We start from the raw sequence: 14,919 nt of genomic DNA, 5'->3' as shown, positions 1-14,919 counted from the left end.
CGGAGAGCGAGACACCCCTGTGCACACCCCTGAAACCGAGCCTCTGGGCCTCGCCGCTGGCGAAGCGCAGGCCCGCCGCCTCGACGAGGCCGATCCGGGCCACCGGCACCTGTTCCACGTCCCGCCAGCGGACGGCGGCAGCCACCCCGAGTCGGCGTACCTCGCCGGCAACTCGCTCGGCCTGCAACCCCGGGCCACCCGCGACGAACTCCTCGCGGACCTGGACTCCTGGCAGCGGCTCGGCGTCGAGGGGCACCTGGAGGCGGAGCGCGCCTGGCTGCCGTACCACGAGTTGTTGACGGCGCCGGCCGCCCGACTGGTCGGCGCCCGGCCCGCGGAGACCGTCGTGATGAACTCCCTCACGGTCAACCTGCACCTGCTGATGGTCAGCTTCTACCGCCCGGCCGGCGCCCGCACCCGCATCGTCATCGAGGATTCCGCGTTCCCCTCGGACAGCTACGCGGTGCGCAGCCAGGCCCGGTTCCATGGCCTGGACCCGGACGACACCGTGGTCCGGTTGCGTCCGCGTCCCGGCGAGGATGCCCTGCGCACCGAGGACGTGACCGGCTACCTGGCCGCCGAGGGCGACCGGGTGGCGTTGGTGCTGCTCGGCGGGGTCAACTACCTCACCGGCGAGCTGCTCGACATCCCGGCGATCACCGCCGCCGGCCGGGCGGCCGGTGCCGTGGTCGGCTGGGACCTGGCGCACGCGGTCGGCAACGTGCCGCTGGCCCTGCACGACTGGGACGTCGACTTCGCCGCCTGGTGCTCCTACAAGTACCTGAACTCCGGGCCGGGCGCGCTGGCCGGCGTCTTCGTGCACGAGCGGCATCTCGGCGACCCCGACCTGCCCCGCTTCGAGGGCTGGTGGAGCACCGCGGCGGCCACCCGGTTCGAGATGACGCCGGTGTCCCGGCCACCGGCCACAGTGGAGGCGTGGCAGATCTCCAACCCGCCGATCTTCGCGATGGGCCCGGTGCGTACCTCCCTGGAGCTGTTCGACGCGGTCGGCATGCCGGCGCTGCGCGCGCGCAGCCTGCGGCTCACCGGCTGGCTGGAGCGGCTGCTCGACGAGGTCACCGCCGATCGGCCGCTGCGCGTGGTCACCCCGCGCGACCCGGCCCGGCGGGGCTGTCAGCTCTCGGTGCGGATCGGCGCCGGCAACGCCGCTGAGCTGACCAAGCGGCTGCGGCACGAACACGGCGTGATCGCCGACGCCCGCGAACCGGACGTCGTCCGGTTCGCCCCGGTGCCGCTCTACTCCACGTACCACGACTGTTGGCGAGCCGCCGCCGCGCTCGCCGCGACGGTAGGGCAGGTGTCCCGATGACCGCCCGGCGTGACGAGATCGCGATCATCGGTGCCGGGTTGGCCGGCTGCCTGGCCGCCTGCTTCCTGGCCAGGCGCGGTTACCCGGTGGCCCTCTACGAGCGCCGGCCCGACCCGCGCGCCGGCACGGCCGAGCGGGGCCGCTCGATCAACCTGGCGCTCTCCGAGCGCGGCCTGGACGCCCTGCGCCGGATCGGCCTTGCCGAGCAGGTGATGGCCGACGCGCTGCCGATGCGCGGCCGGATGATCCACCCGGTCGACGGGGAGCCGCAGTTCCAGTCGTACAGCGCGGCCGGCGACCGGGCGATTAACTCGATCAGCCGGGGCGCACTGAACAACGCCCTCCTGGACGCGGCAGCCGCGCTGCCCGGGGTACGGATCGTCTTCGACCACCGGCTGGTCGGGCTCGACCCGACCGACGGCGGCCTGAGCTTCGACACCCCGCAGGGTCCGGTCAGTGCCAAGGCGTCGGTGGTGCTGGGCGCCGACGGCGCCGGTTCCGCCGTGCGTGGCCAGTTGCTGGCGCACGGGCTGCTGCGCGAGAGCGTGGACTTCCTCGACTACGGCTACAAGGAGCTGACGATCCCGCCGCTGGGCGGGGACTTCGCGCTGGACCCGGACGCGCTGCACATCTGGCCGCGCGGCACCTCGATGATGATCGCGCTGCCGAACCCGGACCGCTCCTTCACCTGCACGCTGTTCTGGCCCAACCAGGGTGCCGGGAGCTTCGCCTCGCTGGACAGCCCGGCGGCCATCGAGCGGCACTTCGTCCAGCACTACCCGGACGTGGTCCCGCTGGCGGCGAACCTGGTGGACGACTACCAGCACAACCCGGTGGGCGTGCTCGGCACGGTCCGCTGCACCCCCTGGCAGGTCAACGGGACGGTCGGCCTGCTCGGCGACGCGGCGCACGCCATCGTGCCGTTCTACGGCCAGGGCGCCAACTGTGCCTTCGAGGACGTGGTGGAGCTGGACCGCTGTCTGGACGAGTGCGCCGACGACTGGTTGGCGGCGTTGCCGCTGTTCCAGCGGCGGCGGCAGGAGAACGCCGAGGCCATCGCGAGGATGGCGCTGACCAACTTCGTGGAGATGCGGGACAAGGTCGCCTCCCCGGTCTTCCAGCTCGGCCGCCGGGTGGAGCACGCGCTGGAACGGGCCCTGCCCGGCCGGTACGTTTCCCAGTACGAGTTGGTGTCCTTCTCCACCACCCCGTACGCCGAGGTTCGCCGCCGGGTCCGCCGACAGCACCGGGTGCTCGGCGCGTTCGCCGGCGGCGCCGCGCTGCTGCTGGTCGGCGCGATCGGCGCCGCGCTCAGCCGAGGGAGGCGCGCATGACCGGCAACTGGGATCCGCGGCTGATGGCCGGCCGTGCGCCGGCCGGGCCGGGGCGGTTGCGCAACTTCATCGCCGGCGAGTTCGTCGACGGCGGGCCCACCTTCACCAAGGTCAGCCCGGTGACCGGCGAGCCGGTCTTCGAGGTGGTCGAGGCGTCGAAGTCCACGGTGGACGATGCGGTGGCCGCCGCCCGGGCAGCGCTGCGCGGGCCGTGGGGCCGGATGGGCGAACGGGAGCGCGCCGAGGTGCTGCGCCGAGTCGCCGACGAGTTGGAACGCCGCTTCGACGACCTGGTCACCGCCGAGGTCGCCGACACCGGCAAGTCCATCGCCCAGGCCCGCACGTTGGACATCCCGCGCGGCGCGGCGAACTTCCGGGCGTTCGCGGAGATCGTGGCCACCGCGCCCACCGAGTCGTTCACCACGGTCACCCCGACCGGCGGCCGGGCGCTCAACTACGCGGTCCGCAAGCCGGTCGGCGTGGTCGCGGTCATCGTGCCGTGGAACCTGCCGCTGCTGCTGCTCACCTGGAAGGTGGCCCCGGCGTTGGCGTGCGGCAACGCCGTGGTGGTCAAGCCCAGCGAGGAGACGCCCGCCTCGGCGACACTGCTCGCCGAGGTGATGGCCGCCGCCGGCGTACCGGCCGGGGTGTTCAACCTGGTGCACGGGTTCGGGCCCGATTCGGCCGGTGAGTTCCTCACCCGCCACCCCGGGGTGGACGCGATCACCTTCACCGGCGAGTCGGCCACCGGCGGCGCGATCATGCGGGCCGCCGCCGACGGGGTGAAGGCGGTGAGCTTCGAGTTGGGCGGCAAGAACGCCGGCCTGGTCTTCGCCGACGCCGACCTGGACGCCGCGGTGGCCGGCTCGGTGCGCTCCAGCTTCACCAACGGCGGGCAGGTGTGCCTCTGCACCGAACGCCTCTACGTGCAGCGCCCGGTCTTCGAGGAGTTCACCGCCCGGCTGGCGAAGCGGGCCGGCGAACTGGCGTACGGCTGGCCGGCCGACGAGGCCACGGCGACCATGCCGCTGATCTCCCACCAGCACCGGGCGAAGGTGCTCGGCGCCTACGAGCTGGCCCGCGCCGAGGGCGCCGAGGTGCTCGCCGGCGGCGGCACGCCCACTTTCGGTGACGCCCGCGACGGCGGGTCGTACGTGCAGCCGACGGTGCTGACCGGGCTCGGCCCGGACACCCGCACCAACCGCGAGGAGATCTTCGGCCCGGTGGTGCACGTCGCCCCGTTCGACACCGAGGACGAGGCGTACGCCCTGGCGAACGGCACCGAGTACGGCCTGGCGGCGACGGTGTGGACCCGGGACGTGGGCCGCGCGCACCGGGCCGGGGCACGGCTGGACGCCGGCATCGTCTGGGTCAACACCTGGTTCCTGCGTGACCTGCGCACCCCGTTCGGCGGGGTGAAGGCGTCCGGCATCGGCCGCGAGGGTGGCGTGCACTCACTGAACTTCTACTCCGAACTCACCAACGTGTGCGTGGACCTGTCGTGAGCCGCCGCAGCGAGGAGCGGGCATGAAAGCTGACATCGAGGCCGCCAACCGGGAGCTGGCCGAGGCCCGCAGCACCGGCAAGCCGTGCCCGCCACTGCGCGGCCGACTGCTGCCGGAGGGGGACGTCGAGTCCGCGTACCGCGTGCAGCAGCACCAGGCGCGGGCCTGGCAGGGCCGCGGCGAGCGCCGGGTCGGTGCAAAGATCGGGCTGACCTCGCGGGCGGTGCAGGAGACCTTCGGGGTGTTCCAGCCGGACTTCGGCATGTTGACCGACGCGATGGCGGTCGGCGACGGGGTCGAGGTGCCCATCGACCGGCTGCTCCAGCCGCGGGTCGAGGCGGAGATCGCGTTCGTGCTCGCGAAGGCCCTGCCGGACCCGCAGCTCACCACGGTCGACCTGATCCGCGCTGTGGACCATGTGCTGCCCGCCATCGAGATCGTCGACTCGCGGATCGCGGCGTGGGACATCTCCATCGTGGACACCGTCGCCGACAACGCCTCCAGCGGGCTCTTCGTGCTCGGCACGTCGCCGCGCCGGCTCGCCGACGTCGACCTGCGGCTGTGCGGGATGGTGCTGGAGCACGCCGGGGAGCCGGTGTCGGTGGGCGCGGGCGCGGCCTGTCTGGGCAACCCGCTGCACGCCCTGCAGTGGCTGGCCGAAACGCTGGCCCGCGCCGGTGACCCGCTGCGCGCCGGGGACGTGGTGCTCTCCGGGGCGCTCGGCCCGATGGTGCCGGTCACCCCGGGCGCCGCGTACGAGGCGCGGATCTCCGGGCTCGGCTCGGTGCGGACCTGCTTCTCGACGGAGGGATCCTCATGAGCGAGCGTCAGCGAGCGAATCATCGGCGCAGGGTCGTGGTGCCTCATGGCGGCACGGAGCGAAGCGGAGTGCCGGCATGAGCGTCGGGGTGGCGGTGCTCGGTTCCGGCAACATCGGCACCGACCTGATGATCAAGGTGTTGCGGCTCAGTAGCGAGCTGCGGATGGTGGCGATGGCCGGCATCGACCCGGCCTCCGACGGCCTGGCCCGGGCCCGCCGGCTCGGCGTGGCCACCACCGCCGACGGCGTGGACGGGCTGGTCGCGATGCCCGAGTTCGCCGACGTCGAGCTGGTCTTCGACGCCACCTCGGCGGGTGCGCACCGCCGCCACGACGAGGTGCTGCGCGCGCACGGCCGCACCGTCGTCGACCTGACCCCGGCCGCGCTCGGCCCGTACGTGGTGCCGCCGGTCAACCTGGACGAGCACCTGCACGAGCCGAACGTGAACATGGTGACCTGTGGCGGGCAGGCGACCGTGCCGATCGTCGCTGCGGTGCGCCGGGTCACCCCGGTGGCGTACGGGGAGATCGTCGCGTCGATCGCGTCCCGCTCGGCCGGTCCGGGCACTCGGGCCAACATCGACGAGTTCACCGAGACCACGGCCCGGGCCATCGAGGTGGTGGGCGGCGCCGAACGGGGCAAGGCGATCATCGTGCTGAACCCGGCGGACCCACCGCTGCTGATGCGCGACACCGTCTACTGCCTCTGCCCGGACGCCGACGCCGACACCGCCGCCATCGCCGCCTCGGTCGCGGAGATGGTGGCGACGGTGCAGGAGTACGTCCCCGGCTACCGGCTCAAGCAGGACGTGCAGTTCGACCGGGTCGAGGCGTACCTGCCGACGCTCGGGCGGCAGCTCACGGCGTTGCAGGTGTCGGTCTTCCTGGAGGTCTCCGGTGCCGGGCACTACCTGCCGGCGTACGCCGGGAACCTGGACATCATGACCTCCGCCGCGCTGCGCACCGCGGAGCGGCTGGTCGCTCTGCGCGAGGTGATCGCCCGATGACGGATCTGTACATCCAGGACGTGACGCTGCGCGACGGCATGCACGCCATCGCTCACCGGTACACGGTCGAGCAGGTGCGCACCATCGCCGCCGCGCTGGACGCCGCCGGGGTGGCCGCGATCGAGGTGGCGCACGGCGACGGGCTGGCCGGTTCCAGCGTCAACTACGGCCACGGCGCGGTCAGCGACGCCGAGTGGATCTCCGCAGCCGCCGAGGTGCTGACCTCGGCGAAGCTGACCACCCTGCTGCTGCCGGGCATCGGCACCATCGCCGACCTGAGGGCGGCGAAGGCGCTCGGGGTGACCAGCGTCCGGATCGCCACCCACTGCACGGAGGCGGACATCTCCGCCCAGCACATCTCCTGGGCCCGGGAGAACGGCATGGACGTGGCCGGCTTCCTGATGATGTCGCACATGAACGACCCGGCGGGGCTCGCCGGGCAGGCCAAGCTGATGGAGTCGTACGGGGCGCACTGCGTCTACGTCACCGACTCCGGCGGCCGGCTGCTGATGTCGGACGTGGCGCAGCGGGTCGACGCGTACCGGCAGGTGCTGGCGCCGGAGACGCAGATCGGCATCCACGCCCACCACAACCTGTCGCTCGGCGTCGCCAACAGCGTGCTGGCCGTCGAGCACGGCCGGGTCACCGGGTCAGCCCCGGCCGGCCCGGACGCCCCGCACGGCCGGACCGTGCGGGTGGACGCCTCGCTGGCCGGGATGGGCGCCGGGGCCGGCAACGCGCCACTGGAGGTCTTCGTCGCGGTCGCCGAGCTGCACGGCTGGCGGCACGGCTGCGACGTGTTCGCGCTGATGGACGCCGCCGACGACCTGGTCCGCCCGTTGCAGGACCGGCCGGTCCAGGTGGATCGGGAGACGCTCTCCCTGGGGTACGCGGGGGTCTACTCGAGTTTCCTGCGGCACGCCGAGCGGGCCTCGGCGAAGTACGGCGTCGACGTCCGGTCGATCCTGGTCGAGCTGGGCCGGCGCCGGATGGTCGGCGGCCAGGAGGACATGATCGTGGACGTGGCGCTGGACCTGGCGGGTCAGCGCGAGCAGAAGGTGGCACCGTGAGCGTGAGGAGTGAGCCGGGTTTGCGAGCCCCGCAGTCGCGAATGAAGGTGGCACTGTGATCGGCGTGGACACCGCGGGCGTCGCGGCGAAGCTGGGCGTGGCGGCGGACACCGCCACCGCCATCGGACAGCTCGCCGCCGAGGTGGAGCTGGACGTGCCGACCGCGTACGGGGTGCAGGCGGCGTTGGTGCAGCGCCGGCTGGACCGTGGCGAGCGGCTGGTCGGGGTGAAGATGGGCCTGACCAGCAAGGCGAAGATGGCCCAGGTCGGCGTGGACGAGGTGATCTGGGGGCGGCTCACCGACGCGATGCGGGTGCCCGACGGCGGCGCCGTCGACCCGTCCGCGTACATCCACCCCCGGGTCGAGCCGGAGGTGGCGTTCCTCCTGGACCGGCTGCCCGAACCGGGCGAGCCGATCGGCGACTTCGCCACCGCGGTCCGCGCGGTCGCCCCGGCCATCGAGCTGATCGACTCCCGGTACGCCGACTTCCGCTTCTCGTTGCCGGACGTGATCGCCGACAACACCTCGGCAGCCGCGTTCGTGGTGGGGCCGTGGTCGCCGGTCCCGGCCGGCCTGGACAACCTCGGCGTGCTGCTGGAGGTGGACGGGCGGGTGGTTCAGGTCGGTTCGACGGCGGCGATCCTCGGCGACCCGCGCCGGGCGCTGGACGAGGGCATCCGGCTGGCCGGCCGGCACGGGGTGCGGCTGCAGTCCGGGTGGGTGTTTCTCGCTGGTGCCGCCACAGCCGCCGTTCCACTGCGTCCGGGGGCTCATGTCCGTGCCGTGGTGGAAAAGCTGGGCACGGCGTCGCTGAAGGCGTCGGCATGAGCGACGATGCGAGCGTGGTGGCGGGGAAGGCCGTCCCGCGCGGGGCGTTTCCGCACGTCAAGGTCGCGGGCGGGTTCGTCTTCGTCTCGGGTACGTCGTCGCGGCGGCCGGACAACAGCTTCGCGGGTGTGTCGGTCGACGAACTCGGCACGACCGAGCTGGACGTCCGGGTGCAGACGCGGGCGGTCATCGAGAACATCCGGGACCTGCTGCGCTCGGTCGGCGCCGACCTGACCGACCTCGTCCAGGTGACGTCGTACCTGGTCAACATGAATGACTTCGGTGGTTACAACGAGGTGTGGGCGGAGTTCTTCGACGCGTCCGGGCCGACCCGTACGACGGTGGCGGTGCACCAGCTGCCGCACCCGCACCTGCTCATCGAGATCCAGGCCGTTGCCCTTCTTCCCTCGGGAGGTCAGTCGTGAGTGAGATTGCCGAGCCGTTCAGTTTTCCGGGATGGATCGCGGAGAACCAGCACCTGCTGAAGCCCCCGGTTGGCAACAAGGAGATGTTCCCCGGCGGGGACGACTTCATCGTGATGGTGGTGGGCGGGCCCAACCAACGCACCGACTTCCACGTGGACCCGTACGAGGAGTTCTTCTACCAGGTCAAGGGCAACATGCACATCAACCTGATCACCCCGGAGGGGCCGCGTACGGTGCACGTGCGCGAGGGTCAGATGTGGATGCTGCCGCGCAACACCCCGCACTCGCCGCAGCGGCCGGAGGTCGGCTCGATCGGTGTCGTGGTCGAGCGGGTCCGCGAGGAGGGCACCCTGGAGACGTTCCAGTGGTACTGCCCGGAGTGTGGGCACCGGGTGCACGAGGTGGAGTTGCAGGTCCGGGACATCGCCGCCGACCTGCCGCCGGTGTTCCAGGCGTTCTACGCCGATGAGGCAGCGCGTACCTGCGCCAACTGCGGGACCCTGCACCCGGGCAAGGGCTGATGCCTCCAGGTGTCGTCGACGTGCACACGCACGTCGTACCGAAGGGATGGCCGGACCTCGGCGCCGCGTGCGGCGGGTCCGGCTGGCCCTGGCTGCGGGTCGACTCCGAGCGGGCCGCGATGATCATGGTGGGGGAGACCGAGTTCCGCCCGGTCGGCGCCGAGTGCTGGGACGCCCCGACGCGACTGGCCGACATGGACGCCGACGGCGTGGCCGTGCAGGTGGTCTCGCCCACCCCGGTCTTCTTCAGCTACGACCGCCCCGCCGACCAGGCGGTGCGGGTCGCCCGGATCTTCAACGACCTGACCCTGGAGGTCACCGCCGCCGGCGGCGACCGGCTGGTGCCGTTCTGTCAGGTGCCCTTGCAGGACCCGGACGCCGCCTGCGCCGAGTTGGACCGCTGCCTGGCCGCCGGACACGTCGGCGTGGAGATCGGCAACCACGTCGGCGACCGGGACCTCGACGACGCCGGCGTGGTCACCTTCCTCCAGCACTGCGCCGAGGTGGGTGCGCCGGTCTTCGTTCACCCGTGGGACATGCCAGGCGGTCCCCGGCTGGACCGGTGGATGGCCCGCTGGCTCACCGGGATGCCCGCCGAGACGCACCTGTCGGTGTTGGCGATGATCCTGGGCGGCGTCTTCGACCGGGTGCCGGAGACACTGCGGATCTGCTTCGCGCACGGGGGCGGCAGCTTCCCGTTCTGGCTCGGCCGCGCGGACAACGCCTGGCGCCGCCGTGGTGACCTGGTACGGGGCGCGTCCGCCGGCCCGCCCAGCAGCTACCTCGACCGGTTCCACGTCGACTCCGTGGTCTTCGCGCCGCCCGCGCTGCGACTGCTGGTCGACACCATGGGGGAGGACCGGGTGCTGGTCGGCAGCGACTACCCGTACCCCCTGGGTGAGCGGCCGGTCGGCGCGGTGGTCCACGCGGCCGACTTCCTCAGCCCCGACCAGCGCGACAAGCTCCTCTCGGCCAACGCTCGGCGGTTCCTCTACGGCTGACCGCTCCGGTCCGTCTCCGATCGTCGGCGCGTGACGGGTGCACCGAGGGCCGGCGGCCGGCAGGATGACGGGATGACCGAAATGCACGACCTGACCGCGTTGGAGCAGGCCGCCGCGATAGCCCGCGGCGAACTGTCCAGCGCGGACCTGGTCGAGCATTACCTGCACCGGGTAGCGGCGATCGGCGACACCGTGGGCGCGTTCGTCACGGTCACTCCGGAGTTGGCCCGGGAGGCCGCCCGCGCCGCCGACGCCGCGCCCGCCGAGGGGCGTGGCCCGCTGCACGGCGTACCGACCGCGATCAAGGACCTCACCCTCACCGCCGGGGTACGCACCACCTTCGGCTCGGCCGCCTTCCTCGACTTCGTCCCGCCGGTCGACGCCGACGTGGTCCGGTTCATCAAGGCCGCCGGTCTGGTCAGCCTCGGCAAGACAACCACCTCCGAGCTGGGCTGCTCGCTCTACTCCGAGGGCCTGGTCGCGCCACCGGCCCGCAATCCGTGGCAGCTCGCGTACACCGCTGGCGGGTCCAGCGGCGGCGCGGCGGCCGCGGTGGCGGCCGGGCTGGTCCCGGTCGCCCAAGGCTCCGACGGCGGCGGCTCGCTGCGCATTCCGGCGTCGCTCTGCGGCCTGGTCGGCTACAAGCCCAGCCGCGGCCTGGTCTCCGGCGGGCCACTCGGCTCCGGTGCGTTCGGCCTGCCCACCAGTGGGCCGCTCGGGCGGACCGTCACCGACGTCGCCGCGCTGCTCGACGTCATGGCCGTGCCGGTGCCCGGCGAGCCCTACCTGCCGCCGCCCACACCGTCCGGCGGCTACCTGGGCGTCGCCCGCCAGGCCGCGCCCAACCGGCTGCGGATCGGGCGGTTCACCACCCCGATGCTCGCCGACGAGCCGGTGCACCCCGACTGCGTGGCCGCCGTGGACCTGGCCGCCGCGCTGCTCACCGCCGCCGGCCACGAGGTGGTCGAGGTGCCGCCGCCGCTCGGGCCGGAGGCGTGGCCGCTGTTCGAAGTCATCTGGTACGTGCTGGCGCTCGCCCCGGTGCCGCCACAGCGCGAGGCGGAGCTGCTGCCGCTGACCCGGCTGCTGCGGGCCCGGGGCGCCGAGGTGTCAGCCGGTGCCCTGGCCGCCACCCTCGGCGAGTTGCAGGCGCAGGTCCGCCTCGGCGCCCGCCGCACCGCCGGCTGCGATCTGCTCCTCTGTCCCACCCTGGCCGCCCCGCAGGCACCCGTCGGCTGGTTCACCGCCGACGGTGACCCGGCGGCCGATTTCGACCGGCAACGCCGCTTCTCGCCCTACTGCGCCATCTTCAACGTCACCGGCGAACCCTCGGTCTCCCTGCCGCTGGGCGTCACCGCCGACGGCCTGCCCGTCGGGGTGCTGCTCACCGGTCGGTACGGCGACGACGCGCGGCTCATCGCGACCGCTGCGCAACTGGAGAACTCCAGTGACGGATGGGATCGGCACCCCGCAATCTGGCGGGCCGTCGACTCCGCTAACGTGAATGGCGACGGAGTCCGGCGGTCGGCGTCATGATCGTCCATCCGGCCCGGTTGTCCGAGGTCCTTCTTCCGCCTGGGGGCGTTGGGATTGTCTGTTACCGAGACGTTGCTGGTCTTCGTCGGCATCCCGGCGGCCGCGATACTGGTGATCGCCGGTCTGGCGTACGCCAGTAGCCGTGGCGGTGCCACCGGCGGTGGTGGCGGTGCCAAGCGCTACCGGCCGGGCCGGCCCTTCGACTTCACTCCGGTCTGGTTCCTGGGCCGCCCGGAGCAGCTGGCCGACTCGGCCGGCACCGCGCTGACCGCTGGCGCGCAGGCGCCGGCGCTGACCAGCCACAAGCTTGAGCAGGCCAGCGTCGAGGCGCCGGCCGGTGGAACCGGAGGCGCAAGTGACCGTTGGTGAGAAGCAGACCGGGACGGACACGCCGCCCGAGGTGCTGGACGGGCCGTTCTCGACCCGCCAGCTGCTGCGCATCGACGAGGCGTTGCGCCTGGCCGACCAGGGCACCGGCCTGGTCTTCTCGATCTTCGTCGGCGGCCTCGACGAGCCGATCCGGGAGCACGCCCAGCGGCTGCACCGCCAGCTCGCCGACCCCGACAGGTCGGTGCTGATCGCGGTGTCGCCCAACCAGCGCCAGCTGGAGATCGTCACCGGGCGGCACGCCCGCAAGCGCATCCCCGACACGTACGCCAAGCTGGCCGCGCTCTCCATGGTTGGCGCGTTCAGCGGAGGTGACCTGGCCGGCGGCATCATCAACGGCCTCGACCAGCTCGCCAGCCACGCCGGCAAGGGCTGAGCACCACTCGCACGCGAAAGCCCGGCCCGCTGGAAGCGGGCCGGGCTTTCGCGTGTCGGTGTTGAACGAGCTCCCGGAGATCTTGGAAGGAAACCGCCCAGCTGGGGGCCTGTTCCTTCCAAGATCTCCGGCGGTTGATCAGGCGCTCTGGGCGTCCTTCGCGCGGGCCTTGAGCGCACGTACCACGCCGTCCTGGCCCTCGGCGACCAGCCGGCGCAGCGGGGCGGGGTGGCCCTCACCGGCCAGCCACGTGTCGGTGGCCGCCACCGTGTCGTCCTCCACCAGGTAGGCCGGGTACGCCAGCTGGGCGAACTCCTGCGCCGGCTCGCTGTCCCGGGTGGCCCACACCTGGCCGACCGCCGCGAAGTACCGCTCCCGGTACGGGGCGATCAGGTCGACCTGCACCGGGTGGGCGAAGCCCTGCAGCAGCGCCCGGTGCCGCCAGTTGGGCAGCGCGTCCGGGCCGGTCAGCAGTGCCCAGACGGCGGCCTTGTTCTCCTCCGTCGGCACCAGTGCGTGTACGTACGCGGCCTCCCGCTCGCCGCTGGCGGTGCGGTCGCTGGCCAGCTCCGCCTCAATGTCGGCCGGGTTGGCCGCACCGTTGGCCACCAGCGCGCCGAGCACCGCCCAGCGCAGCTCGGTGTCCACGGTCAACCCGGCCGGCACGCCGGAGCCGTCCAGCCACCCGCGCAGGATGGCCAGGTCCTCGTCCGAGCGGGCCGCCGAGGTGTACGCCCGGGCCCAGGCGAGCTGGAACCCGCTGCCCGGCTCGGCGGCGGCGAGTGTGTCGCGGGCCGTACGGGCCAGGTTGGCCCAGCCGGTCGGCGCCCACGCCGGGTCGGTGTAGAGGGTGAGCGCGGTGGTGGCCTGCCGCAGGGTGGCGGTGACCAGGTTGATGTCGGTCTCCGCGGGCAGGCCGGCGAGCGCCAGCGCCACGTAGTCGCGGGCCGCCAGCTCGGCGTCGCGGGTCATGTCCCACGCCGCGGTCCAGCAGAGCGCCCGCGCCAGCGACGACTCGAAGCCACCGATGTGCTGCACCACGGTGGCCATCGACCGGTCGTCGAGGCGCAGCTTGGTGTAGCTCAGGTCGTCGTCGTTGAGCAGCAGCACGTCGGCCGCCGGGACGCCGCGCAGCTCGGCGAGGTCGGTCCGCTCGCCGGCCACGTCCACCTCGTACCGCTCGCGGCGCACCAGCCGTCCGTCGGTCAGGTCGTACAGGCCCACGCCGATCCGGTGCGTCCGCAGCGTCGGGAACGCCGCGGGCGCCTCCTGCCGAACCACCACCTGCTGGTACGTGCCGTCCGCGCCGATGGTCACCTCCGGCCGCAGCGTGTTGACCTGCGCCGTCTCCAACCATTGCGAGGCGAACTTGCGCAGCTCCCGGCCGGAGGCCGCCTCCAGCTCGGTGAGCAGGTCGTCGAAGGTGGCGTTGCCCCAGGCGTGCTTGCCGAAGTACGCCCGCAGCCCGGCGACGAACGGCTCCTCACCGACGTACGCGACGAGCTGCTTGAGCACGCTCGCGCCCTTGGCGTAGGTGATGCCGTCGAAGTTGACCTCGACGGCTTCCATGTCCGGCATGTCGGTGTAGACCGGGTGGGTGGAGGAGAGCTGGTCCTGCCGATAGCCCCAGTTCTTCCGGATGGACAGGAACGTCGTCCAGGCCTCGGTGAACCGGGTGGCGTTGGTGTTGCACCAGTGGCTGGCCCACTCGGCGAACGACTCGTTCAGCCACAGGTCGTTCCACCAGCGCATGGTGACCAGGTCACCGAACCACATGTGGGCCATCTCGTGCAGGATCGTGTTGGCCCGCTGCTCGTACTCGAAGTCGGTGACCTGCGAGCGGTAGAGGTAGTGCGACTCGGCGTGCGTCACGCAGCCGAAGTTCTCCATCGCGCCGGCGTTGAAGTCGGGCACCCAGAGCTGGTCGTACTTCGGCAGCGGGTAGCGCACCCCGAACTTCTCGTGGAAGAAGTCGAAGCCCTGCTTGGTGATCAGGAACAGGTCGTCGGTGTCGAGGTACTGCGCCATCGACGCCCGGCAGAACGCGCCCAGGTCGATGCCGTCGTGGGTGTCGCGCACCTCGTGGTACGGCCCGGCGCAGAGCGCCGTGATGTAGGTGCTCATCCGGGGCGCCTCGGCGAAGTGGACGGACTTCAGCCCCTCACCCGCCGGCTCCTCGCGCTGCACCGGCATGTTGGACACCGCCCGCCAGTGCGCCGGCACGGTGGCGTGCCAGGTGTAGACGCTCTTCAGGTCGGGCTGGTCGAAGCAGGCGAACACCCGCTGCGCGTCGGCCGTCTCGAACTGGCTGTAGAGGTAGGTCTCGCCGTCCACCGGGTCGACCGTGCGGTGCAGCCCCTGCCCGCTGTTGGAATAGCCGAAGTCGGCGTCGACCACGAGGACGTTCTCGCTGTCCAGCCCGGACAGGGTCAGGCCCTTCTCGGCCGACCAGTCCGACAGGTCGACGGGAGCGCCGTTCAGCGTGGCGGAGCGCACCGAGTCGGCGGCCACCTCGATGAACGTGCTCGCACCCGGCTCGGTGCAGCGGAACCGGACCTCGGTCGTCGACCGGAACGTGCGGCCGTCGGCCGCCAGCACGGCGGTCGACAGGTCCAGACTGATGTCGTACCCGGTCACGTCGAGCAGGCGTGCCCGCTCGGTCGCCTCGACCTGCGTCAGGTTGCGCACTCCCGGCACTGTTCGTCTCCATCCCACATCTCGCCGTACGCCCGGCGGCGCCCGTTTGCCGACCGCTCGTGGCGGCCGGTCCGGATCCGAG

The 14,919-nt window shown here is 72.4% G+C and carries 14 protein-coding genes; 13 read left to right on the top strand and 1 reads right to left on the bottom strand.

Features of this window, described 5'->3' with window-relative positions; all coding sequences use genetic code 11:
- Positions 1-19: 19 nt before the first annotated feature.
- The 13 genes from kynU to ACFY29_RS16265 all read left to right on the top strand — a co-directional run bounded on the left by kynU (position 20) and on the right by ACFY29_RS16265 (position 12,140).
- On the top strand, positions 20-1,330 hold the full coding sequence (gene kynU, locus ACFY29_RS16325; protein ID WP_328419537.1) for a kynureninase: 1,311 nt from the start codon (positions 20-22) through the stop codon (positions 1,328-1,330).
- Positions 1,327-2,664 (top strand): NAD(P)/FAD-dependent oxidoreductase, encoded by a 1,338-nt coding sequence (locus ACFY29_RS16320; RefSeq protein WP_328419535.1) that lies wholly within the window; start codon positions 1,327-1,329, stop codon positions 2,662-2,664. The genes kynU and ACFY29_RS16320 overlap by 4 nt, the downstream gene beginning before the upstream one ends.
- A 23-nt stretch (positions 2,665-2,687) precedes the next feature.
- A complete protein-coding gene (locus tag ACFY29_RS16315; RefSeq protein WP_386988426.1) occupies positions 2,688-4,169 on the top strand; it encodes a 2-hydroxymuconic semialdehyde dehydrogenase in 1,482 nt (493 codons plus the stop codon).
- A gap of 22 nt (positions 4,170-4,191) precedes the next feature.
- Positions 4,192-4,989, top strand: coding sequence for a fumarylacetoacetate hydrolase family protein (locus ACFY29_RS16310; protein ID WP_328419533.1), 798 nt, complete (start codon positions 4,192-4,194; stop codon positions 4,987-4,989).
- 76 nt (positions 4,990-5,065) lie between these two features.
- Complete coding sequence (locus ACFY29_RS16305; RefSeq protein ID WP_386986898.1) at positions 5,066-5,995, top strand: acetaldehyde dehydrogenase (acetylating); 930 nt, start codon at positions 5,066-5,068, stop codon at positions 5,993-5,995.
- Positions 5,992-7,065, top strand: a complete 1,074-nt coding sequence (dmpG, locus tag ACFY29_RS16300) for a 4-hydroxy-2-oxovalerate aldolase (RefSeq protein ID WP_386986895.1) — start codon at positions 5,992-5,994, stop codon at positions 7,063-7,065. The genes ACFY29_RS16305 and dmpG overlap by 4 nt, the downstream gene beginning before the upstream one ends.
- 55 nt (positions 7,066-7,120) lie before the next feature.
- A complete protein-coding gene (locus tag ACFY29_RS16295) occupies positions 7,121-7,894 on the top strand; it encodes a 2-keto-4-pentenoate hydratase (protein WP_386986893.1) in 774 nt (257 codons plus the stop codon).
- The gene (locus tag ACFY29_RS16290; protein WP_386986890.1) at positions 7,891-8,319 is read left to right on the top strand and encodes a RidA family protein; all 429 of its coding nucleotides are present in this window, start codon (positions 7,891-7,893) and stop codon (positions 8,317-8,319) included. Before ACFY29_RS16295 ends, ACFY29_RS16290 begins: the two co-directional genes overlap by 4 nt.
- On the top strand, positions 8,316-8,840 hold the full coding sequence (locus ACFY29_RS16285) for a 3-hydroxyanthranilate 3,4-dioxygenase (RefSeq protein ID WP_355610056.1): 525 nt from the start codon (positions 8,316-8,318) through the stop codon (positions 8,838-8,840). Before ACFY29_RS16290 ends, ACFY29_RS16285 begins: the two co-directional genes overlap by 4 nt.
- Positions 8,840-9,841, top strand: a complete 1,002-nt coding sequence (locus ACFY29_RS16280) for an amidohydrolase family protein (protein WP_386986887.1) — start codon at positions 8,840-8,842, stop codon at positions 9,839-9,841. The genes ACFY29_RS16285 and ACFY29_RS16280 overlap by 1 nt, the downstream gene beginning before the upstream one ends.
- A gap of 72 nt (positions 9,842-9,913) precedes the next feature.
- A complete protein-coding gene (locus ACFY29_RS16275; protein WP_386986884.1) occupies positions 9,914-11,377 on the top strand; it encodes an amidase in 1,464 nt (487 codons plus the stop codon).
- 72 nt (positions 11,378-11,449) lie between these two features.
- On the top strand, positions 11,450-11,746 hold the full coding sequence (locus tag ACFY29_RS16270) for a hypothetical protein (protein WP_386988423.1): 297 nt from the start codon (positions 11,450-11,452) through the stop codon (positions 11,744-11,746).
- Positions 11,733-12,140, top strand: a complete 408-nt coding sequence (locus ACFY29_RS16265; RefSeq protein WP_328419516.1) for a DUF5130 family protein — start codon at positions 11,733-11,735, stop codon at positions 12,138-12,140. Before ACFY29_RS16270 ends, ACFY29_RS16265 begins: the two co-directional genes overlap by 14 nt.
- A gap of 138 nt (positions 12,141-12,278) precedes the next feature.
- Here ACFY29_RS16265 and pepN read toward each other — a convergent pair whose 3' ends face one another.
- Positions 12,279-14,828: an aminopeptidase N gene (gene pepN / locus ACFY29_RS16260; protein WP_386986881.1), complete on the bottom strand. Its 2,550-nt coding sequence runs from the start codon at positions 14,826-14,828 to the stop codon at positions 12,279-12,281.
- Positions 14,829-14,919 lie beyond the last annotated feature (91 nt).

This window comes from Micromonospora sp. NPDC000668, assembly GCF_042897975.1.
Lineage (GTDB): Bacteria > Actinomycetota > Actinomycetes > Mycobacteriales > Micromonosporaceae > Micromonospora.
Note: the sequence above shows the minus strand (reverse complement) of the source record. Positions and strands in the feature narration are given on the sequence as shown.

What these genes read in the sequence shown, in the direction of transcription:
- ACFY29_RS16320 (WP_328419535.1), top strand. Translation starts at nt 1,327, where the DNA reads ATGACCGCCCGGCGTGACGAGATCGCGATCATCGGTGCCGGGTTGGCC.
- ACFY29_RS16305 (WP_386986898.1), top strand. Translation starts at nt 5,066, where the DNA reads ATGAGCGTCGGGGTGGCGGTGCTCGGTTCCGGCAACATCGGCACCGAC.
- ACFY29_RS16310 (WP_328419533.1), top strand. Translation starts at nt 4,192, where the DNA reads ATGAAAGCTGACATCGAGGCCGCCAACCGGGAGCTGGCCGAGGCCCGC.
- ACFY29_RS16315 (WP_386988426.1), top strand. Translation starts at nt 2,688, where the DNA reads ATGGCCGGCCGTGCGCCGGCCGGGCCGGGGCGGTTGCGCAACTTCATC.
- ACFY29_RS16290 (WP_386986890.1), top strand. Translation starts at nt 7,891, where the DNA reads ATGAGCGACGATGCGAGCGTGGTGGCGGGGAAGGCCGTCCCGCGCGGG.
- ACFY29_RS16280 (WP_386986887.1), top strand. Translation starts at nt 8,840, where the DNA reads ATGCCTCCAGGTGTCGTCGACGTGCACACGCACGTCGTACCGAAGGGA.
- ACFY29_RS16275 (WP_386986884.1), top strand. Translation starts at nt 9,914, where the DNA reads ATGACCGAAATGCACGACCTGACCGCGTTGGAGCAGGCCGCCGCGATA.
- dmpG (WP_386986895.1), top strand. Translation starts at nt 5,992, where the DNA reads ATGACGGATCTGTACATCCAGGACGTGACGCTGCGCGACGGCATGCAC.